This window comes from Loktanella sp. D2R18 (genome assembly GCF_003318235.1).
In the GTDB taxonomy this organism is placed as follows: domain Bacteria; phylum Pseudomonadota; class Alphaproteobacteria; order Rhodobacterales; family Rhodobacteraceae; genus Yoonia.
The window spans coordinates 236,606-256,886 of the sequence record NZ_QOCG01000006.1; the positions used below are offsets into that span (position 1 = coordinate 236,606).

Below are 20,281 nucleotides of genomic sequence, written 5' to 3' on the forward strand. Positions count from 1 at the left end.
GCGCTTCGTGAAATGGCTGCCTTGGGCTAGGGTTGGTCAAAGAACCGAATTGGGGGCGATCTGATGGATGTATTACAAGAGCTAGAAGCGCAGCGCGAAGCTGCGCGTCTTGGTGGCGGCGAACGTCGGATTGCCGCGCAGCACAGTAAAGGCAAGCTGACCGCACGCGAACGCATTGACCTATTGCTTGACGAAGGGTCGTTTGAAGAATTTGACATGTTCGTGGCCCACCGCTGTACCGATTTTGGTATGGAGGCTGAACGCCCCGCTGGCGACGGCGTTGTCACCGGTTGGGGCACAGTGAACGGCCGCATGGTCTATGTGTTCTCTCAGGATTTTACTGTTTTTGGTGGCTCGCTTTCGGAAACCCACGCACAAAAGATTTGCAAAATCATGGATATGGCGATGAAAAACGGCGCGCCTGTGATTGGGATCAACGATTCTGGGGGTGCGCGTATCCAAGAAGGTGTCGCGTCGCTTGCTGGTTATGCTGAAGTGTTTCAGCGCAACATTATGGCCTCTGGCGTGGTGCCGCAGATCAGTCTGATCATGGGGCCATGTGCTGGCGGTGCGGTCTATAGCCCCGCGATGACCGACTTTATCTTTATGGTCAAAGACAGCAGTTATATGTTTGTGACTGGCCCTGATGTTGTGAAAACCGTCACCAATGAGGTCGTCACGGCCGAAGAGCTGGGCGGCGCATCGACCCATGCTAAGAAGTCCAGTGTCGCAGATGGTGCGTTCGAAAACGACGTCGAAGCCTTGGCTGAAGCGCGCCGTTTGATCGATTTTCTACCGCTCAATAACCGCGAAAAACCGCCCGTGCGCCCGTTCTTTGACGATGTGGATCGTCTTGAAGACAGTCTTGATACGTTGATCCCGGACAACCCGAACGCGCCGTACGACATGAAAGAGCTGATCCATAAGCTTGCCGACGAAGGCGATTTTTACGAGATCCAACAAGAGTTTGCCAAGAATATCTTGACCGGGTTTATCCGTCTTGAGGGATCGACTGTTGGTGTTGTTGCCAACCAGCCAATGGTGCTGGCTGGCTGTCTCGATATTGACAGTTCTCGCAAGGCAGCACGGTTTGTGCGGTTCTGTGATGCATTTGAAATTCCAATCCTGACGCTTGTCGATGTGCCCGGCTTCCTGCCCGGCACCAGCCAAGAATATGGCGGCGTGATCAAACACGGTGCTAAACTGCTGTTTGCCTACGGCGAAGCCACCGTGCCCAAGGTGACAGTGATCACGCGCAAGGCCTACGGTGGTGCATATGACGTGATGGCGTCAAAACACCTGCGCGGTGATTTCAACTATGCGTGGCCAACTGCAGAAATTGCTGTGATGGGCGCCAAAGGCGCGACCGAGATTATTCACCGTGGTAAATCAGCCGAGGAAATCGCGGAGCAGACCAAAGAATATGAGGATCGCTTTGCGAACCCGTTTGTTGCGGCTGAGAAAGGTTTCATCGACGAAATCATCCGCCCGCAATCCACACGCAAACGGGTCTGCCGGGCCTTTGCAAGCTTGCGCGGCAAGCAGTTGCAAAATCCGTGGAAAAAACACGACAATATTCCGCTATAACTGGAGTGTTCACGCTGGTCGCAAAGCGCCTGGCGTGATCTATCGCGACCCGATGGATCACAATAACCGAGGTATGACATGGCCCTGCCATATATGGATAAACATCGCGGCTTTCCGGGACGCTTGCCCGGGACTGATTTTCAGTTCGTTCTGCGGCGCGCGAATAAAGATGGCGCGACTGCGCTGACCGAACGGGAGCGCTACCCAGATCGCCGTCCGCCAGACAAACGTGCGGATGTCGGGTTTATGCAGGCTTTGTTGGAAAATTTTGGCGATGAACCATTTGTGCGCGGCAATCTGGATGCGGGCCGTCTGAGTTGGCTGTTTGGGCGTGAAGTGATCCCCGCCGAAGACCCGTTTGATCCAGCTGATTACGAAGCCATGCTGCGTGTCGATATCGATGTCGCGCGCGTCAGTTTCCCAGAGCTTTTTACAAAGTAGAAATGACATTGGTTGCACATCATAGGCGCGCTATGCTGCTTGGACGGCGGATATCCTCCCAAAAATGGGGGGATCAAACACGCGGGTATGCAACGACAGTTTTTGGCGACATCATAAGCTGTGCGATAAGCCAGACTTCTTTTGATGTCGCCGACCCACCTTATCATACTGATCCTTCCCCTTCTCGGTTCGCCTTCTCACAGGGCGGACCGAAACCGAGGATCGGCGAAAAAATGTCTGTTATTGCATATCACGTGATTGTGCATATTGCTTTACGCGTGAAAGAGGCCAATTCTTGGCCGCGCAACACAATTCTAAAGGGCAGTAAAAAATGCAAAAATCATCTCTTCTTCTGGCTGCGGTCGCGGCTTTTGGCCTTGCAGGCTGTATCGACACCGACGGCGAACGTGCTGTTGCAGGCGCGGGTGCAGGTCTTGTCGCCGCTGAAATTCTGGGCACAGACCCAGTTGGCACAGCCGCTGTTGGCGCAGCCGCAGGCGTGTTTTGCGACGACGCAGGCATCTGCAACTAGTATAAATTCACGTGCCATTCCGGCGCGTCTAAAATCTTTGGATCGTCGCTGGGGCAGGACCCCGGCGGCGATTTTTTGTTTGGGGGACGAAAACTAATGTTTAAGAAAATCCTTATTGCGAACCGTGGTGAAATTGCCTGTCGGGTTATTAAGACTGCCCGCAAGATGGGGATCAAAACGGTTGCAATCTATTCTGACGCTGACCGCAATGCGCTGCATGTGAAAATGGCCGACGAGGCCGTGCACATAGGCCCGTCCCCCGCGAACCAATCTTACATCGTCATCGACAAGGTGATGGATGCCATCAAACAAACGGGTGCCGAAGCAGTGCACCCGGGCTATGGGTTCCTATCTGAGAACGCGAAATTCGCCGAAGCACTGGCCGCAGCGGGCGTCGCCTTTATCGGGCCACCAAAAGGCGCGATTGAGAAGATGGGCGACAAAATCACGTCCAAGAAAATCGCCCAAGACGCTGACGTGTCCACCGTACCGGGCTACATGGGGCTGATTGAAGACGCCGAAGAAGCGGTCAAGATTTCCAACGAAGTCGGCTATCCGGTCATGATCAAAGCATCAGCCGGTGGTGGCGGGAAGGGCATGCGCATCGCGTGGAACGATCAAGAGGCCCGCGAGGGGTTCCAATCATCCAAGAACGAGGCAGCCAATTCTTTTGGCGATGACCGGATTTTCATCGAAAAATTTGTCACCCAACCCCGCCACATCGAAATTCAGGTCTTGGCCGATGGGCATGGCAATGCCGTCTATCTGCATGAACGTGAATGTTCGATCCAGCGCCGCAACCAAAAAGTTGTTGAAGAGGCTCCGAGCCCCTTCTTGGACGAGGCCACTCGCAAGGCGATGGGTGAACAATCTGTCGCGCTCGCGCAGGCTGTTGGCTACACCAGCGCAGGCACCGTCGAATTCATCGTGGATGGCGACCGCAACTTTTACTTCTTGGAGATGAACACCCGTTTGCAGGTGGAACACCCTGTGACCGAATTGATCACGGGCGTTGATCTGGTTGAACAGATGATCCGCGTGGCCGCAGGTGAAAAACTGCCTTTTGCCCAAGGTGATTTGAAAATCAACGGTTGGGCGATGGAAAGCCGGCTTTACGCCGAAGACCCCTATCGCAACTTCTTGCCGTCTATTGGCCGTTTGACCCGCTACCGTCCGCCTGCCGAAGAAGCGTTTGAAAACCGCGCCGTACGTAATGACACCGGCGTTGTCGAAGGCGGCGAGATCAGCATGTACTATGATCCAATGATCGCAAAGCTATGTACATGGGCACCAGACCGCGCCACGGCGATTGAAGAAATGCGTCTGGCGCTTGATGGGTTTGAGCTCGAAGGTATTGGTCATAACCTCCCGTTTTTGGCGGCCGTATATGACCACCCGAAATTCACCAGCGGCAACATGACCACCGCATTTATCGAGGAAGAATTCCCCGATGGGTTCGACGGTGTGACGCTGGACGACGACACTTGCGTGCGCATTGCGGCTGCGGCCTCGGCGATGCACCGGGTTGGTGAAATTCGACGCACCCGTATTTCTGGCACAATGGGGAACCATGAGCGCCGGGTTGGGACCGATTGGGTCGTGAACTTACAAGGCGCGTCGCACGCGGTGACAATTGATGCCGATCAAAACGGTGCGAACGTCATCATCGGAGATAACACGTTGCGCGTTGAAAGCGATTGGACACCGGGTGATCCGCTTGCGCGTTTGTCCGTCGATGGTACACCGCTGGTGATGAAAGTTGCAAAGATTTCAGGCGGTTTCCGCGTGCGGTACCGTGGGGCCGACATTAAGGTCCACGTGCGCAGCCCGCGTCAGGCCGAACTGGCCGAACTGATGCCCGAAAAGATGCCGCCGGATACGTCGAAATTCTTGCTCTGCCCGATGCCGGGATTAATCGTCAAAGTCGACGTACAAGCTGGTGATGAAATCCAAGAGGGCCAAGCGCTTTGCACCGTGGAAGCGATGAAAATGGAAAACATCCTGCGCGCAGAACGCAAAGGCGTGGTCAAGAAAATCAACGCGGCGGCTGGTGACAGCCTCGCGGTTGACGAAGTGATCATGGAGTTCGAATAAGTGACTTACTGCGCCGATATACGACGTCGATCTTCGACCTCTTGTTGGCGCAGGGGCATCTTATCGATGGTGCGTGAAATTTCGCGCACATTCCATGCAGACGGTTTACGAAATGAGACGCGCCCGTCCTTGCCCAGCAAGACCATCGAATACCCGCGTGGGCGCAGTGCCAAACGCACGGATGTTTGCGCGTCGGGGTCTGTGTCGGTAATGATGATCACATCGCGTTCGGCCAGATCATCAAGCCCTAGCGCCAGCAGGTCCATTTGCTGGCGGAAATGCGGGTCATTGGGGCTGTCTGCAAAGACGATCAGCGGCCGCGCAAGCCACTGGAAATCATCCAGCGTGATGTCGCTGGCATCAAAGATCGCGGTGCGGTCTGCCTCCCAACGCTCTAGCACAGTTTGCTCTTGGGCGGATGTGGCCACACCAAAAACGATGAACAAGGCGCAAAGCCCAATGTTTGTCAGTAACTTCATACCAATCGATATAGCGCCTGCTTGCCCAAATACTAAGGGCGAAGCGCAAATCAGCGAAATAAATTTCGCGCAAAGCCGGAGGCCACAATGACCGATAAGAAAACGTGGGAACAGATCGCTACCAAAGAACTGCGTGGCAAGCCGCTTGATGCGCTGACATGGGATACGCTTGAAGGCATCGCCGTCAAACCGCTCTATACGGCTGATGACACGGCCGATCTGCCGCATATGGGCGGCATTCCCGGCCAATCACCATATACGCGCGGCGTGAAGGCGACGATGTACGCAGGCCGCCCGTGGACGATCCGTCAATACGCAGGGTTTTCGACGGCCGAAGAATCCAATGCGTTTTACCGCAAGGCGCTTGATGCGGGGCAGCAAGGCGTTTCGGTTGCCTTTGATTTGGCAACGCACCGGGGCTATGACAGTGACCACCCGCGCGTCGAAGGTGATGTCGGCAAGGCGGGCGTGGCGATTGACAGCGTCGAAGATATGAAGATCCTTTTCGACGGTATCCCGCTTGATAAAGTGTCCGTGTCAATGACAATGAACGGCGCGGTGATCCCGATTTTGGCGAATTTCATCGTCGCGGGTCAAGAGCAAGGGCACGATAAGGCGCTGCTTTCGGGGACTATTCAGAACGATATTCTCAAAGAGTTTATGGTGCGTAATACCTATGTGTACCCGCCTGAACCTTCGATGAGGATCATTGCGGATATTATCGAATATACCTCAAATGAGATGCCGAAATTCAACTCAATCTCGATCTCTGGCTATCACATGCAAGAGGCGGGCGCGAACCTTGTGCAAGAACTGGCCTATACCTTGGCGGACGGGCGTGAATATGTGCGCGCTGCGATTGCGCGGGGTATGGATGTGGATGCCTTTGCTGGCCGTCTGTCGTTCTTCTTTGCCATTGGGATGAACTTCTTCATGGAGGCCGCGAAACTGCGCGCAGCCCGTCTGCTGTGGTCTAAGATCATGGAAGAATTTGAACCAAAGAATCCCAAATCATCCATGTTGCGCACGCATTGCCAGACCTCTGGCGTGTCACTGCAAGAACAAGACCCCTATAACAACGTGATCCGCACAGCTTACGAGGCGATGGCGGCGGCATTGGGCGGGACACAGTCCTTGCATACCAATGCTTTGGACGAAGCAATTGCCCTGCCAACCGAATTCAGCGCACGCATCGCTCGCAACACGCAGCTGATTTTGCAAGAAGAAACCGGGATTACCAATGTCGTAGATCCGCTGGCGGGGTCCTATTACGTCGAAAGCCTGACCAATGAGCTGGCCGAAAAGGCTTGGGCGTTGATCGAAGAAGTCGAAGAAATGGGCGGCATGACCAAAGCCGTCGCATCGGGCATGCCAAAGTTGCGGATCGAAGAAACCGCTGCCCGCCGTCAGGCCGATATCGACCGTGGGTCCGAAGTGATCGTTGGCGTGAATAAATACCGTAAAGACAAAGAAGACCCGATTGATATTTTGGATATCGATAACAACGCCGTCCGCATCGGGCAGGTCAAACGGATCGCCGATACAAAAGCGGCCCGTGATTCAGATGCTGTTGCCGCTGCATTGGAAGAGTTGACACGGCGTTCTGCCGAAGGTGGTAACCTTCTCGAAGCCGCAATCGAAGCCGCGCGCGCGCGCGCCACAGTCGGAGAAATCAGCATGGCGATGGAGAAAACATTTGGGCGCCACCGCGCCGAAGTCAAAACCTTGGCGGGTGTCTATGGTGCGGCCTATGAAGGCGATAAAGGTTTTGCTGAAATTCAACGCAACGTCGAAGATTTCGCCGATGCCGAAGGCCGCCGTCCGCGTATGTTGGTCGTAAAAATGGGCCAAGATGGGCATGACCGTGGGGCCAAGGTGATTGCGACCGCTTTCGCGGATATCGGTTTTGATGTGGATGTTGGCCCGCTGTTCCAAACCCCCGCCGAGGCGGCGCAAGATGCCATCGACAATGACGTGCATGTTATTGGGATTAGCAGCCAAGCAGCGGGTCACAAGACCCTTGCGCCGCAATTGGTGCAGGCGCTTAAGGATGCCGATGCCGAAGACATCATCGTGATTTGCGGTGGCGTGATCCCGCAGCAAGACTATCAGTTTCTTTACGATAGCGGCGTCAAAGCCATTTTTGGGCCGGGCACCAATATCCCCAAAGCCGCAAGCGAAATTTTGGAATTGCTTTCTGCCGATAAGGGGTAAACAGGGCAAACCGGTTGTCGCGATAAACCTATCGCGCTACAGCTGGTTTGCCGTTAGGATAGCTGCACAGAGATCTTTGCCTCACAGTGTGGAGTCGCCAAATGGCGTTCATTTCAGAAATACATTTTCGGGGATCAGGTGTCGCGAATTCAGGCGAATTCGTTGAAATTACCCTTGGCCCTGATGACGACCCGGACGATTTTGTTGTGTCGGTCTATGACGACGATGGCACGTTGCACACTAATGCGGGCATCGTAGGGGGCGAAGTGAACCTTGGTACGCTGACCGGTGTGGAACACCCCGACGACCCTGACTTTACGATCTACGTGATTTCTGTAGGGGTGCGAAATGCGGCGAGCGACAGTGACGAAGGCAGCGGAATTGCACTGACCAATGTTGATAGCGGCACGGTTCTGTCATTCTATAGTGCTGATAATATCCCCGCGTTCACGGTGTCCGAAGGTGCTGCCTACATCGCAAGCTTACCCGGTACGGCGACTTCAGAAAGTATTCTTGAGCACACAAATGTCGCCAACGGTGAAAGCTATCAGTGGGATATTTTCGGCAACCTTACCTACGCTACGATTGACGATGGCGATTCCGTGCTTTGCATTGAAGGCGGGACGCACGTTTCGACTGATAAGGGCGACGTGTGTGCGCAAGACCTTGTCGTGGGTGATAAGGTCTGGACAGCAGACCATGGATTTCAACCGATCCGGTGGATTGGCCAAACGACATTGTCGCCCGATGTTATGGCCGAACACCGCGACCAGCAGCCCATTCGGTTCAAGGCGGGGTGCATGGGGGGCGGTTACCCTGCAACAGATCTTATTGTGTCGCGGCAGCACCGTATGCTGATCGCCTCGCCCGTTGCACAGCGCATGGTTGACGCAGGAGAGGTCCTTGTGCCCGCCGCAAAGCTCGCTGGGTGCGACGGGGTTGATGTGGTGACCCCAACCGAGGATATCACTTATGTACATATCTTATGCGACCAGCACGAACTGATTTCGGCGAATGGCGCGCTTGTCGAAACCCTTTTGCTGACGTCCTACGTGAAAGGCATCGCTGGAGGAGGAGGGGCAATGAAGAGTGTTTGCACGCCTATCACCACCGCCCGCCCTGTCGTTGACGGTAAGAAAGCCAAACAGCTTCTAGCGCGCATCACTAAAAACAAGCGACCACTCTATGAGCCGGAGAAAATCGCGCGTCACGCCTGATCGTCAGCTTCGTCTTTGCCTGATGCGAGCATCAATATCGCATAGCCCAAGACACCGGATACCAAAGAGCCTGATAGCACGCCCAAACGGACTTGGTTCATCAGTTCCGGGTCGTCAAAGCTAAGCGAACCGATAAACAGCGACATCGTAAACCCAATACCTGCAAGGCAGGCGATCCCATAGATATGTGCCCAGCTTGCGCCATGTGGTAGGCGTGCAAACCCTAGTTTGACCATCGCAAAGCTGACCCCAAAGACGCCAATTTGCTTGCCAAGGATCAACCCCAACGCAATGCCCAAGGGCAAGGGGGCAAACAGGTCGCTGAATGACAGCCCCGTCAACACGACACCCGCATTGGCGAAAGCAAAGATCGGTACGATCAAATAGAGCACATAAGGGGTGAGCCCGTGCTCTAGCGCATGAAGGGGGGATTTGCCGTAGCGGTCCGTCATCGGAATAAGAAACGCTGTGATCACCCCGGCAAGGGTCGCATGGACGCCAGATTTCAGCACAAAGAACCACATGATCGCGCCGAGCAAAATTGCCGGAGCAAGGCGGTGGGCGCCGCGTGCGTTCAGGACGATTAGCCCGATCAGCGGCAGGATCGCCAAGAAGAGGTAATCGACCTTAAGATCAGCGGTATAAAACAGCGCGATAATCACGATGGCCCCAAGATCGTCCAAAATCGCGAGCGTCAGCAAAAACACCTTGAGCGATGCAGGCGCGCGCGTGCCGACCAAGGCGAGAACGCCAAGGGCAAAGGCAATATCTGTCGCCGCGGGGATCGCCCAACCGTTGATGGTGGCCGCGTTGCCCCAGTTAAAGATGATGAACACGACCGCTGGCACAATCATCCCGCCCACGGCGGCCATGCCCGGCAAAATCACATCACGTGGGTTTTTTAGTTTCCCTTCTAGAATTTCGCGCTTTAGCTCGAGCCCGATCAAGAAAAAGAAGATCGCCATCAAACCGTCGTTGATCCATAGGATCGCGGGTTTTTCTAATCCTTCACCATTTACGGTGATGGCCAGATAAGCCCCGAGAAAGCGGTCATAGTACGGTGCCAGCGCCGAGTTTGCGACAATAAGCGCCGCAACGGCCGATGCCATCAATAATATACCGCCAAATGCGTCGTGACGAAAAAAGCGATCGAGCGCGGCGCGAAGTGCCATATTGGTGTTTCCTGACTAATTTTCTAATATCTGCGTGATCATCTAATAGCTGTTGGGCTTGCATCAAGAGAAAAATGGGGTTTTCTTGACGTTAATACTTATTAACGAGTTGGATACACCATGTTTACGCTTGATCATATTGCGGTAGCCGCGACCAATTTGCAGCACGGCGTGGATTGGGTGCAGTCTCAACTGGGTGTCACGCTGGAACCCGGTGGGGTTCATCCGCGTTACGGGACCCATAACATGCTACTTGGGCTGGCAGATGGGCTGTATCTTGAAGTGATCGCAAAAGATCCGGCTTGTGTCGCCGAAGCCGGGCACAGTTGGTTTGGGCTTGATCAATTTGACGGGGCTCCGCGTGTGGCGAATTGGATTTGTCGGGCTGATGACTTGGCGGCGTATAAGGCGATTTCTGGCCCAGCACAGGCACTGCAACGCGGCGATTTACATTGGGATATCACGGTGCCTGATGACGGTGGTCTGCCTTATGGTGGGGCGTTTCCAACATTGCTGCGCTGGGCAGAGGGCACGGTTCACCCCTCATCGTCGCTTCCGCAAACGGGATTGAAGCTCGTTGATTTGTGTATCTCAAACCCTTTGGCGCGCGAAATTGGGTGCAAGGTGGCGCTTGATGATCCACGTATTCGCTTTGAAACTGGTCTTGTTGGGTTTCGGGCAACGTTTGAAGGGCCCGATGGCACAAAGGTGCTGGGTTGATCCGTCCGGCAACCGCAGATGACGCTAGCCAAATCGCCGATATTTGGAATTTTGCCATTCGTGAAACGACAATTACGTTTAACCCTGACGAAAAATCGGTCGCGGAAGTCGCGTCACTAACCGCTAACGCCTGTTTCGTTTGGGAACAGGGCGGTCGCATGTTGGGTTTTGCGCGCTATTTTCAGTTTCGCGGTGGGGCCGGGTATCGGTTTACCTGTGAGCATACGATCATGTTGCACCCCGACGGGCAGGGGCAGGGCGGGGGGCGGAATTTGATGGCCGCGCTTTGCGCCGATGCCAAAGACGCTGGTATGCATACAATGTTTGCCGGATGCAGTGCTGAAAATCCCGGTGCTGTGCCATTTCATGCCGCACTTGGGTTCGAAGAGGTTGCAACCCTGAGGCAAGTCGGGTTCAAGTTTGATCGTTGGATCGATTTGGTATTGATGCAAAAACAGCTCTGAAAGGAACGCATATGTCGATCTGGGCACGTATCGCGGACGCGCTTGCTGCATTGACTGCGGGCGAGGGGCTGACAGCCGTTTTTGAAAAATTGCGCACGGCACCCGACCGCACGGTTGCCTTTGCGATCGCTGTCATCGCCTTGGGGGCGAAAATGGCGAAGGCAGATGGGCAAGTGACCCGCGACGAAGTTGTCGCCTTTCGTGAAGTCTTCACGATCCCCCCCGAAGAAGAAGATAACGCGGCAAGGGTGTTCAACCTGTCGCGCCAAGATGTGGCCGGTTACGAGGCCTACGCGCGCCAAATCAAAGCAATGTTTGCCGATGATGACACACCGTTGTGCCATCTGATGGAGGGGCTGTTTCAAATTGCGATGGCAGACGGGTTCTACCACCCGAACGAAGATGACTTTTTGCACAATGTCGCAAACATCTTTGGGTTTGACGAACGGCGATTTCGCGGCATTCGTGCGCAATTTGTGAAGGACGCGGATCGCGACCCATATGACGTGCTTGGGGTTTCCCCTGATGCGTCAATGGATCAAGTGCGCAAAGCTTGGCGCAATTTGGTCCGCGAAACCCACCCCGACCAGATGATCGCGCGCGGCGTCCCTCCCGAGGCGGTTAAGCTGGCAGAACGCCGTATGGTTGCCATAAATCGTGCGTGGGAAGACATCCAAGGCGCACGCGCGTGAGGATCGCCACCTATAATGTAGAATGGTTTGATCGCCTATTTGACGATGATGACGGATTGATTGACGACGACAGCTGGTCGGCCCGCTGGGATGTGACCAAGGCGCAGCAGACGGCGGCGCTTGGCGCGGTATTTCAGGCGCTTGACGCAGATGCGGTCATGATCATTGAGGCCCCCGATACCAGCCCAACCCGCAGCGCGGTGCGTGCGCTGGGTGCATTTGCCAGCCATTTTGGACTACGGGCCAGCGCGGCAATTGTCGGTTTCGCCAATGATACCCAGCAAGAAATCGCGTTGCTGTATGATCCGAATGTCGTCCAAGTCACCCATGATCCGCTGAGCGATGATAAATACCCGCGTTTTGACCAGACCTTTGCGATGGATTTGGATGTCGATGCCTCCCCCGACCCGATACGCTGGTCGAAACCTCCGCTAGAATTGGCGCTTGATGGGCCTGCGGGGCCGTTGCGCCTGATCGGTGTGCACGCGAAATCAAAGGCACCACATGGTGCGACCTCTGATGCCGAAGCCATCCGCATCTCGATTGAAAACAGGCGCAAACAATTGGCCCAATGTATATGGCTGCGTGGTCGGGTGGATGCCCACCTTGCACAGGGCGATGACCTGATCATTTTGGGAGATTTTAATGACGGGCCGGGGCTGGATGAATATGAAAAACTGTTTGGCCGCTCTAGCGTCGAAGTCGTTTTGGGCGAAGGGAGCGCTGCACAAATGTATGATCCGCACGCGCGGCAGGCGCTAAGCCGCAGGTTGGGCGCAGCACCGACAACCTCGCGGTTTAAACGCAAAGGGCAGCCCTATCTTCAGGCCCTGTTAGACTACATAATGGTGTCACCGGGGCTACGTGCACAGAACCCTGAATGGCAGATTTGGCACCCGTTCGATCACCCCGAATGCTATGAAAACAAGTCACTACAGGCAGCGCTGTTGCAGGCTTCTGATCATTTTCCTGTGGTTTTGGAATTGCCGAACAAAAGAACCTAGTCTCGCGCACATTTAATGACGGCAAAGGCAATATTGTCTTGCTCAGGGTCGCCTAGGTTTTCGAGTGCTGCCAAAAGCGCATCCGCGATTTTTTGGGCTGATTGTTGGGATGTTGCATCCAAAATGTCGCTGATTTGCGGGTCTGACAAATATTGCAGCCCGTCGCTTGAGACGATGACGATATCTCCATCGCACAGCATGGTGGGCGTTTTTGGGCAATCGATTGCCTTGATGTCACGGCCCCGAATGACAGAGGTCAATGTATGGCGGCTGGGGTGATCGCGACCTTCTTGTTCAGATAGTGCGCCGATTTTGACAAGCATATCAATCTGCGGAGCCATGGAGTGCGTCGCGCTGAGTTGTTGCAACGCGCCGTCACGATATAGATACAGCGGTGAATCCCCGATCGAAGCCCATGACAATGCGTTATCGACAATGATTGTTGCCAAAAGCGTCGAGCCCATACCGTATGTTTCAGCGTGGGCTTTCGCATGTACCCCGACCTGCGTATTCGCCGTTCGGGCAGCGGTGGTCAGTAGGGCAGGGATGTCCGCCTTGCAGGCCAGCAGGTCGGAATTTTGTGCGGTAATTTGGCGAAACACTTCCGCGCTGACAATGCCGCTGGCGACGTCACCCGCAGCATGGCCGCCAAGCCCATCGGCAACCACCACGCTTCCAAGAACATCGGGCCCCGCCGCTTGGGACAAAAGCGCATCTTCTTGATAGTCCCGCGCACCTTGGTGCGTTGTTGTCGCCATGTCATAGCGGAATGCTACTTTTAAGCTTTGATCTGTATCCGCCACGTAGAGCCCCTCAAACGCATGTATTTCAACAATCCTAAAAGGATAACTTGTCCAACAGATGCACACCCAATGGCAAAATCATGGCCATCGCATATTCTATTTTTTAAATTTGATTGCGACTGTCGCGTCAAGTGCCGCAGCCAGCCCGTTTAAGCGGTTTTCCGCGACCTCGCCGAACAGGGGGCGGGCGTGTTCTGTTAACACCAAGGTCAGCGTGCGTTTGCGTGAGTTCCACTTTAGCTTGCCCGGCGGTTCATCCGCCGACAGCCAGAGCATTGCGCCCAAACGCATGGCTTTCCCTAAAATCTGTGCTTCTTTGATTTGTGCTTCATCTAGCATGGCAAAAAGTGGCGCAAACCGAGTTTTGTCGGTTTTGCTGGTGTAGCGGTGCATCAGCGCCAAGCCCAAAAACACCCGTTCATAGTGTTTGAGCCCACCAAGATTGGCGCGGGTGGCGTTATCGAATGTGACTTCGGCGCGGTAATCGGGGTGCGCGCGCCAACTGACGTCATGTAGCAGGCAGGCGGCCTTGATGATTCGAATGCGCTGCCAATTGGCCCGCGGAAACAGCGGTTTTACAAAGTCATAGAGTAACCTGCCAAAACCGGGCATGCGCGCATCTTTAGCTTCGGCAAAGCGGCAGGCCTCAATTAGCGGGTCCCGTTCCCGCAGGTCGCGCGGCATCTGTTCGAACAGCATCCCTTCGCGGATACCGTAAGACGACACAGCAACGTCTTTGGGTTTAAACACCCGCATCAATTCGCGTAGCACCACCGATGCTAGCGGAACAAGCGCGACGCGGCTTTCCGAAATACTGCAGCGTGTACGGAGCTCTTGCAGGTCTGACTTATCGATATAATTGGCTGTCTTGCTGATCTGGCGTGATGACATGCGGTATTCATGCAAAACCGTAAGCGGATAACCCCGCCGTTCCATATCAACCCGCGCGATGGCCCGCCAGGATCCGCCGACCAAAAACAGGCGCATGCCGGTTTCATTGCCCATTTCATCATGAAGCCGGGCAATGGTTTCGCGGACAAATGCTTTGACGGCTTTCTTGCCACCTTTGATCTCGCGCAGCTTGAGTGGGCCCAAAGCCGAGGTCACACGCTGCCCGACGCGCCCATCAGATAGATCAGCAAGTTCCATCGAAGATCCGCCAATATCGCAGACCAACCCGTAGCTGCCGGGCCAGCCAAGCAACACGCCTTGCGCCGAAAGCCGGGCCTCTTCTTTGCCGTCGATAATCCAGAGTTTAACGCCTGTTTCGCGCAAGACCTCTTCACGAAAATCGTGCCCGTCACTGGCTTCGCGCACGGCGGCTGTGGCGACGGCGGTCAGGGGCAGGATGCCCATTCCTTCGGCAAGGGCCGCAAACCGACGGATCGCAGATAGGGCACGCACGCGTCCTTGCGGGTTGAGATGCCCGGTTTCCGACAGCCCCGCTCCCAATGCGCACATGATTTTTTCATTGTAGAAATAAGCTGGGGACCGCGCCGCGCCGTCAAACACCACCAACCGGACAGAGTTCGAGCCAACATCAATCACACCCACGCGGCTCAACCCTCTGGCGGCGGCATCGTCAAACAACGGGCGCCCAAACGGTCCCCAATCAATCGTCTCGGGTTGCTGTGTCATGATGTCCCCGTCGTTTTGCAGCGTTCATCATGAAGCCAATAGGCCCATCCGTCAATTGCTAGCTGTTCTGTTTTCACTTATACTGCAACCTCATGTCACGTCGCCGTTTTTAAGGACAGTATAAATGCAACTGGCACCGATTGAGGGACCACTACAAAAATTCGATGATCTCTCGCTCATTTCAGGTGATTTGGCACGCCCTAGTAGTTTTACACTTACTGGCCTTATTCGCAACGAAATGCATTTTTTACCTGCGTTTTTGCCATACTACCGCGGGTTAGGTGTTGATCGTTTTGTATTTATTGACGACCAATCAGACGATGGTTCACGCGCGTTTTTACAGGCGCAAAATGATGTTGTTGTGTTAAAATCAGGGCGGCGTTTTGGCGATAAGGTCCCGTCTGTCGACGTGCCATGGCTGCCACCAAGCGACAACAGACGCATGCAAATTATGTGGCGCATGCTGATTCAAGAAAAATTCGCCTGTGACACATGGGCGCTTCATGTCGACGTAGATGAATTTCTAGACTTACCGGATGGTATGAATGTTCAGAAACTCGTTAACGTAGCAGAGGCCGAGGGCGTTGAGATGCTGTGGGCTGTGATGATAGAATTGTATCCTGAGCGGCTTAACGATCTTCCGGCTACGCAGAAAAATGAAGTTATTGATTTGAATGCCGACTGGTTTTTTGACGCACGGCAACACATTGGGTTAAGTGGGCGGCCGATACCACGTATGGTGTATTCTGGAAGTCGATCACGTTTGTTATTCCAGTATGATGTAAAGAGACGCGGAAATTGGTTAAAGCGCAATATTAGGCGTAAAATGGGGTTAAAACCACCTGGCGCACATGCGATCCGCAAGCCTTCGTTTTTGCGTTGGCGCAAAGGTGCCTACATGGAAAGCCCTCATGCAGTTGATCTAATCGCGTCACAAAAGGTTATTTTGCCGTTGCGCCATTTCAAGTTTAATGCGCATATGCATGCCCGCGTGAATGCTGCCATCAAGGGTGGCGCATATCATAACCAGTCATCTGATTATAAAGCCTTAGCTGACTTGTTCGAAAAAATGTCGCGTGACAACGGGGCATTTGGCTGCAAGTTTTCCCGCCCCTACCGCGGGTATGAAGGCTTTAAAGCCGCGCGCATCGCATGCGGCCTATAGTGTTAATCGTCGGTGTGCGTTAGCGTAGGCACATCGGATGCGCCTGCTGACCCACGACCAGACAGGGACGGATTTTCCATAAAGAAACGGTGGCAGTTGAACGCAAATTCGCCTTCGGGGATTTCGGCCCGGGTAAAGCTGCCGTCGGCGGCCATGACCCAACTTTGCGCGACATCGGCCATATTGGCAGCCATGACTTGCCCGACGATCTGCGCCTTGACAGTGGCGTTTTTGATTTCGACCAGCGTTTCAACCCGGCGGTTTAGGTTCCGGCCCATCCAATCAGCGGAACTGATAAAGACCCGCGCCTTTTTGGACGGCAGCTCTGCCCCATTACCAAAGCACACGATGCGCGAATGTTCCAAAAACCGTCCGACGATGGATTTCACGCGGATATTTTCGGACAGCCCTTTGACGCCGGGGCGTAGCCCGCAAATGCCACGGATCACCAGGCTGATTTTCACCCCCGCTTGCGAGGCCGCATAAAGCGCGTCGATCACATCCGATTCAATCAGTGAATTCATCTTGGCCCAGATCATGGCGGGCTTCCCGTTGCGGGCGTTTTCTGCCTCTGCCGCGATACTATCAAGCAAGGACTGCTTTAGGCTAATCGGCGAAATCGCCAGATTTTCTAACGTTTCGGGCTGGGCGTAACCTGAGAGGTAGTTGAACACTTTGGTCGCGTCGCGGCCCAATTTAGTGTCACAGGTAAAGAAGCTTAGATCGGTATAAATCCGCGCCGTGATCGGGTGATAGTTGCCTGTGCCGAAATGCGTATAAGTCACTAGTTTGTCACCTTCGCGGCGCACGACGGTGCTGATTTTCGCATGGGTTTTGTAGTTCAAGAACCCGTAAACCACGTGCGCGCCAGCCCGTTCGAGACGGCGCGATTGGCGGATGTTGGCAGCTTCGTCAAAACGGGCTTTGAGTTCAACCAAGGCGGTGACGGATTTGCCATCTTCGGCGGCTTCGCACAGGGCCTCGACGATGGGCGATCGTTTGGATGTGCGGTAAAGCGTTTGTTTGATCGCGACGACATCGGGATCACGCGCGGCCTGCGCGAGGAACCTGACAACCATGTCAAAAGTTTCATAGGGGTGGTGCAAAAGCATGTCTTTTTGGCGGATCGCAGCAAACATATCGCCATCGTGGTCTTGGACCCGTTCAGGCACACGGGGAGAAAAAGATGGCCACAATAGGTCGGGGCGGTTGTCCAAGACCAGTTCGCTCAGGTCTGCGATACCGATCATGCCGTCAACTTCGACGACGGCTTCGGATGTGACGTGCAATTCGGACATCACAAGGGTCTGCAACGCGGCTGGGGCCTTTGCGGAAATCTTCAGTCTGACAACCTCTCCGCGGCGGCGCCGTTTGAGTGCGGTTTCAAATTCGCGCACCAAATCTTCGGCCTCGTCTTCGACTTCTAGATCGCTGTCGCGCAGGACTTTAAAGGCGCAGTTGCCTTTGACCTTATAGCCCGGGAAAAGCTGACCGATATGCAGCAAAAGCAGTTCTTCGAGCGGCAAAAAACGTTGCCCATCTTCGGTTGGGAGGGGGATAAAACGATCGATCTGCGCGGGGACAGGCAATAGCGCGCGCAGGGTACGTTTATCTCCGGTCCGTTCAAGCTGCAGTGCGAGCGCAAACCCTTCGTTGGGGATGAACGGAAACGGGTGCGCAGGGTCAATCGCCAGCGGTGACAGAACCGGGAATACTTGTTCAAGAAACACATCTTCAAGATAGCGGACTTCGTCTTTGGTCAGGTCGGCGCGCGTAAGCAGGTGAATATCCTGCGTACCCATTTCCGTTTGCAATGCGGTAAATACGGTTTGCTGGCGCGTCATTAGTTTGCGGGCATCTGCGTCGATCAGAACAAGCTGTTCTGCAGGTGTCAGCCCATCAAGGCCGGGGGTGGCATTGCCTGCATTCGCCAATTCGCGCAGCCCCGCAACGCGGACGCTAAAAAATTCATCCAGATTTGCAGCTGAAATTGACAGGAACCGCAGGCGTTCAAGTAGCGGTACGCGCGGGTTTTCGGCCTCTTCCAGCACGCGCCAGTTAAAGCCAAGCCAGCTGAGTTCGCGGTTCACAAAACGGGCTGGTGTCGCCAGATCAATGTCGAGTTCGGTCGGTGCGGGAAACGCGCCTTCGAGAAAATTTGTGGTATTCATAGCGGCCTTATGCGCCACAGTTGTTGCGGCTTTGTGACAATTATTGCGCTCTGCCGCCTACTTGTCCAGAAGGTCCGCTGCGAGCGCCTTGTTGATCTTGCGTCCTTGGGCCAAGGCCGCCGCGTCAAGCCGGGCGACAATATCAGCAGCCGCAGCGAATGAGCGTTCAATCCGCGTTGTCAAATATTGCACCAACGGTGGGCCGGGCATGATTTGACGGTCGGCAAAAAGCTTCATAATCAGCGCTGACAATAAAGCATCATCGGGGTTGGCGATTTGCGTGATTGTGGTGGCTTGCATCCGGCTGGCCAAGTCAGGCAGGGGGATTTGCCATCGGGTCGGCGCATCTTGCGCGGTCATCAATAGCGTGCCGCCGGTATTGCGCAGATGGTTGTGCAGGTGGAACATCGCCTCTTGCGCGGTGTCTGGCAGCGTCTCCATATCTTCGACAATCACGCAATCGGCGCTTGGTTGAAAATCTGCGGGCATCGTTTTGGCGTTCAGCGTTTGCGCGCCAGATTGGATTTGGAAAATTCGTGCAAGATGACTTTTGCCGCAACCCTTTGGCCCAACGATGGCCAGCTTGCGGTCCGGCCAGGATTGCGGCGCAGTCAGCATTGCAAACGCCTGAGCGTTCGCAGCCGAGACAAAGAAATCATTTGGCCCCAGCGCAACACCTGTTGGCCAGTTAAATGTCAGTTGTTCCGCCATCATTATTCGTCCGACGATTGCCCGCGATACAACAGGCCGCTTTTGTAGTGCTCAATTGCGTAGCGAGCCAGTACACCGATGATCGCTGCCAATGGAACGGCGACCAACATACCAACAAAGCCAAACAGGGACCCGAAAACCGACAACGCAAAGAGCAGCCAAACCGGATGCAACCCGACCGAATTGCCAACCAATTTAGGGGTTAGCACATTACCCTCCAGGAACTGTCCGAGCATAAAAATACCTGCGACTATCCCAATGCGTAGCCAGTTAGTTCCCTGTTCAACAGTTTCACCATCAATCTGTTCGGTGCCTGCCCAAAATTGAAATAACGCTAGCCCGATTGCTAAAACGCCACCGACAAGTGCCCCAACATAGGGAATGAAAGTCACCAGCCCCGCGATAAATCCAACGATCAGCCCGAATTTGAGCCCGGCAATCATCAGGGCGACTGCATAATAGGTGCCCAAAATCAGACAAACAGTACCTTGACCGCGGATGAAAGACGCCAGCGTGTTATCGATCTGACGCGCCAGACTACGCACGGTTTCAACGTGATCACGTGGTAAAAGTTCGTCAACGCGTGCGGTCATACGGTCCCAATCCAGCAGTAGGTAAAATGCGACAACAGGCACGATGACCAAAAGAACGACAACATTGAGCAAACCAATCGCCGAACTCAGCAAGCTGTTCATTAATTCGCCGCCCTTCGATTGGATTGCCTCGCCAATTGCGAGCAGCTGCTTGTGAATCGTGCTTTCCGAATCCAACAGTGACGGGAAGCGTTCGGTCAATGCCGCTTGCAGGCGATTGAACAGCTCAGGCGCGGTATCGACCAACTGACTTGTTTGTTCGATCAGTGTCGGAATCACGAGTAAGATCAAAAGAATGAATACCAGCGCCGCGACTAAAGTGATGATAGTGACCGACACGGCGCGGCTGAGCCCCATTGCCTCAAGCCTGTCTGCAATGGGATCAAGGCAATAGGCAATCGCGCCGCCCAAGACAAAGGGCAATATCACATCGCCTAAAAACCACAGGATCACCAACAAAACCGCCGTGACGATTCCCCAGTATTTTGCTTGCTGTTGGACCGGCAGCGCCATGTGATACCTCTTGTTGCTTGGTCATTTAGATGCGGTATGACACGCATTCTTGCAAGGGTTGTGGATGAAAT

18 protein-coding genes are annotated in these 20,281 nt (G+C 54.4%); 11 read left to right on the top strand and 7 right to left on the bottom strand.

Going from position 1 to position 20,281, the window contains the following annotated elements; genetic code table 11:
* Window positions 1–60 precede the first annotated feature (60 nt).
* From DS901_RS03910 to DS901_RS03925, 4 genes are all read left to right on the top strand, one after another.
* Window positions 61–1,587: an acyl-CoA carboxylase subunit beta gene (locus tag DS901_RS03910; RefSeq protein WP_113775615.1), complete on the top strand. Its 1,527-nt coding sequence runs from the start codon at window positions 61–63 to the stop codon at window positions 1,585–1,587.
* A 78-nt stretch (window positions 1,588–1,665) separates the two neighbouring features.
* On the top strand, window positions 1,666–2,028 hold the full coding sequence (locus tag DS901_RS03915; RefSeq protein ID WP_113775616.1) for a hypothetical protein: 363 nt from the start codon (window positions 1,666–1,668) through the stop codon (window positions 2,026–2,028).
* A gap of 331 nt (window positions 2,029–2,359) precedes the next feature.
* Window positions 2,360–2,560: a hypothetical protein gene (locus DS901_RS03920; protein WP_113775617.1), complete on the top strand. Its 201-nt coding sequence runs from the start codon at window positions 2,360–2,362 to the stop codon at window positions 2,558–2,560.
* A gap of 96 nt (window positions 2,561–2,656) precedes the next feature.
* Window positions 2,657–4,654, top strand: coding sequence for an acetyl-CoA carboxylase biotin carboxylase subunit (locus tag DS901_RS03925; RefSeq protein ID WP_113775618.1), 1,998 nt, complete (start codon window positions 2,657–2,659; stop codon window positions 4,652–4,654).
* A 5-nt stretch (window positions 4,655–4,659) separates the two neighbouring features.
* Here the strand turns inward: DS901_RS03925 and DS901_RS03930 are convergent, their stop codons facing one another.
* Window positions 4,660–5,133 (bottom strand): DUF4174 domain-containing protein, encoded by a 474-nt coding sequence (locus DS901_RS03930; protein WP_113775619.1) that lies wholly within the window; start codon window positions 5,131–5,133, stop codon window positions 4,660–4,662.
* An 87-nt stretch (window positions 5,134–5,220) separates the two neighbouring features.
* On the opposite strand from DS901_RS03930, the gene scpA reads away from it, so the two are divergent.
* Window positions 5,221–7,347, top strand: a complete 2,127-nt coding sequence (gene scpA, locus DS901_RS03935; protein ID WP_113775620.1) for a methylmalonyl-CoA mutase — start codon at window positions 5,221–5,223, stop codon at window positions 7,345–7,347.
* Between the two features lie 101 nt (window positions 7,348–7,448).
* Complete coding sequence (locus DS901_RS03940) at window positions 7,449–8,564, top strand: Hint domain-containing protein (RefSeq protein ID WP_113775621.1); 1,116 nt, start codon at window positions 7,449–7,451, stop codon at window positions 8,562–8,564.
* On the opposite strand, the gene nhaA is transcribed toward DS901_RS03940, so the two are convergent.
* Complete coding sequence (gene nhaA / locus DS901_RS03945; RefSeq protein WP_113775622.1) at window positions 8,555–9,736, bottom strand: Na+/H+ antiporter NhaA; 1,182 nt, start codon at window positions 9,734–9,736, stop codon at window positions 8,555–8,557. The genes DS901_RS03940 and nhaA overlap by 10 nt on opposite strands.
* A gap of 120 nt (window positions 9,737–9,856) precedes the next feature.
* Here nhaA and DS901_RS03950 point away from each other — a divergent pair, with 120 nt between their 5' ends.
* Genes DS901_RS03950 through DS901_RS03965 form a run of 4 tightly spaced genes read left to right on the top strand, consistent with a single transcriptional unit; the run spans window position 9,857 to window position 12,616 of the window.
* Window positions 9,857–10,456, top strand: coding sequence for a VOC family protein (locus DS901_RS03950; RefSeq protein ID WP_113775623.1), 600 nt, complete (start codon window positions 9,857–9,859; stop codon window positions 10,454–10,456).
* Window positions 10,453–10,920 carry a GNAT family N-acetyltransferase gene (locus DS901_RS03955; protein WP_113775624.1) on the top strand — a complete coding sequence of 156 codons (468 nt, stop codon included), beginning with the start codon at window positions 10,453–10,455 and terminating at the stop codon, window positions 10,918–10,920. The genes DS901_RS03950 and DS901_RS03955 overlap by 4 nt, the downstream gene beginning before the upstream one ends.
* Window positions 10,921–10,931: 11 nt before the next feature.
* On the top strand, window positions 10,932–11,612 hold the full coding sequence (locus DS901_RS03960; RefSeq protein WP_113775625.1) for a molecular chaperone DjiA: 681 nt from the start codon (window positions 10,932–10,934) through the stop codon (window positions 11,610–11,612).
* A complete protein-coding gene (locus tag DS901_RS03965; RefSeq protein ID WP_113775626.1) occupies window positions 11,609–12,616 on the top strand; it encodes an endonuclease/exonuclease/phosphatase family protein in 1,008 nt (335 codons plus the stop codon). Before DS901_RS03960 ends, DS901_RS03965 begins: the two co-directional genes overlap by 4 nt.
* Here the strand turns inward: DS901_RS03965 and DS901_RS03970 are convergent.
* On the bottom strand, window positions 12,613–13,419 hold the full coding sequence (locus DS901_RS03970; protein ID WP_147249844.1) for a PP2C family protein-serine/threonine phosphatase: 807 nt from the start codon (window positions 13,417–13,419) through the stop codon (window positions 12,613–12,615). The two genes, DS901_RS03965 and DS901_RS03970, sit on opposite strands and share 4 nt — an antisense overlap.
* A gap of 96 nt (window positions 13,420–13,515) precedes the next feature.
* Window positions 13,516–15,057: a Ppx/GppA family phosphatase gene (locus DS901_RS03975; protein ID WP_113775628.1), complete on the bottom strand. Its 1,542-nt coding sequence runs from the start codon at window positions 15,055–15,057 to the stop codon at window positions 13,516–13,518.
* Between the two features lie 124 nt (window positions 15,058–15,181).
* Between DS901_RS03975 and DS901_RS03980 the strand changes: the two genes are divergently transcribed.
* Complete coding sequence (locus DS901_RS03980; RefSeq protein WP_113775629.1) at window positions 15,182–16,222, top strand: glycosyltransferase family 2 protein; 1,041 nt, start codon at window positions 15,182–15,184, stop codon at window positions 16,220–16,222.
* A gap of 2 nt (window positions 16,223–16,224) precedes the next feature.
* Here DS901_RS03980 and DS901_RS03985 read toward each other — a convergent pair whose 3' ends face one another.
* The 3 genes from DS901_RS03985 to DS901_RS03995 are packed head-to-tail and all read right to left on the bottom strand — an operon-like array spanning window position 16,225 to window position 20,210.
* Window positions 16,225–18,393: an RNA degradosome polyphosphate kinase gene (locus tag DS901_RS03985; protein ID WP_113775802.1), complete on the bottom strand. Its 2,169-nt coding sequence runs from the start codon at window positions 18,391–18,393 to the stop codon at window positions 16,225–16,227.
* A gap of 57 nt (window positions 18,394–18,450) precedes the next feature.
* Window positions 18,451–19,107 carry a DnaA ATPase domain-containing protein gene (locus DS901_RS03990; RefSeq protein ID WP_258546643.1) on the bottom strand — a complete coding sequence of 219 codons (657 nt, stop codon included), beginning with the start codon at window positions 19,105–19,107 and terminating at the stop codon, window positions 18,451–18,453.
* A complete protein-coding gene (locus tag DS901_RS03995) occupies window positions 19,107–20,210 on the bottom strand; it encodes an AI-2E family transporter (protein ID WP_113775630.1) in 1,104 nt (367 codons plus the stop codon). The genes DS901_RS03990 and DS901_RS03995 overlap by 1 nt, the downstream gene beginning before the upstream one ends.
* Window positions 20,211–20,281 lie beyond the last annotated feature (71 nt).

Bases quoted from the DNA above. Each gene is read 5' to 3' on its own strand.
- nhaA (WP_113775622.1), bottom strand. From the start codon at position 9,736: ATGGCACTTCGCGCCGCGCTCGATCGCTTTTTTCGTCACGACGCATTT.
- DS901_RS03995 (WP_113775630.1), bottom strand. From the start codon at position 20,210: ATGGCGCTGCCGGTCCAACAGCAAGCAAAATACTGGGGAATCGTCACG.
- DS901_RS03930 (WP_113775619.1), bottom strand. From the start codon at position 5,133: ATGAAGTTACTGACAAACATTGGGCTTTGCGCCTTGTTCATCGTTTTT.
- DS901_RS03920 (WP_113775617.1), top strand. From the start codon at position 2,360: ATGCAAAAATCATCTCTTCTTCTGGCTGCGGTCGCGGCTTTTGGCCTT.
- DS901_RS03975 (WP_113775628.1), bottom strand. From the start codon at position 15,057: ATGACACAGCAACCCGAGACGATTGATTGGGGACCGTTTGGGCGCCCG.
- DS901_RS03985 (WP_113775802.1), bottom strand. From the start codon at position 18,393: ATGAATACCACAAATTTTCTCGAAGGCGCGTTTCCCGCACCGACCGAA.
- DS901_RS03950 (WP_113775623.1), top strand. From the start codon at position 9,857: ATGTTTACGCTTGATCATATTGCGGTAGCCGCGACCAATTTGCAGCAC.
- DS901_RS03940 (WP_113775621.1), top strand. From the start codon at position 7,449: ATGGCGTTCATTTCAGAAATACATTTTCGGGGATCAGGTGTCGCGAAT.
- DS901_RS03960 (WP_113775625.1), top strand. From the start codon at position 10,932: ATGTCGATCTGGGCACGTATCGCGGACGCGCTTGCTGCATTGACTGCG.
- DS901_RS03915 (WP_113775616.1), top strand. From the start codon at position 1,666: ATGGCCCTGCCATATATGGATAAACATCGCGGCTTTCCGGGACGCTTG.
- scpA (WP_113775620.1), top strand. From the start codon at position 5,221: ATGACCGATAAGAAAACGTGGGAACAGATCGCTACCAAAGAACTGCGT.
- DS901_RS03980 (WP_113775629.1), top strand. From the start codon at position 15,182: ATGCAACTGGCACCGATTGAGGGACCACTACAAAAATTCGATGATCTC.
- DS901_RS03990 (WP_258546643.1), bottom strand. From the start codon at position 19,107: ATGATGGCGGAACAACTGACATTTAACTGGCCAACAGGTGTTGCGCTG.
- DS901_RS03925 (WP_113775618.1), top strand. From the start codon at position 2,657: ATGTTTAAGAAAATCCTTATTGCGAACCGTGGTGAAATTGCCTGTCGG.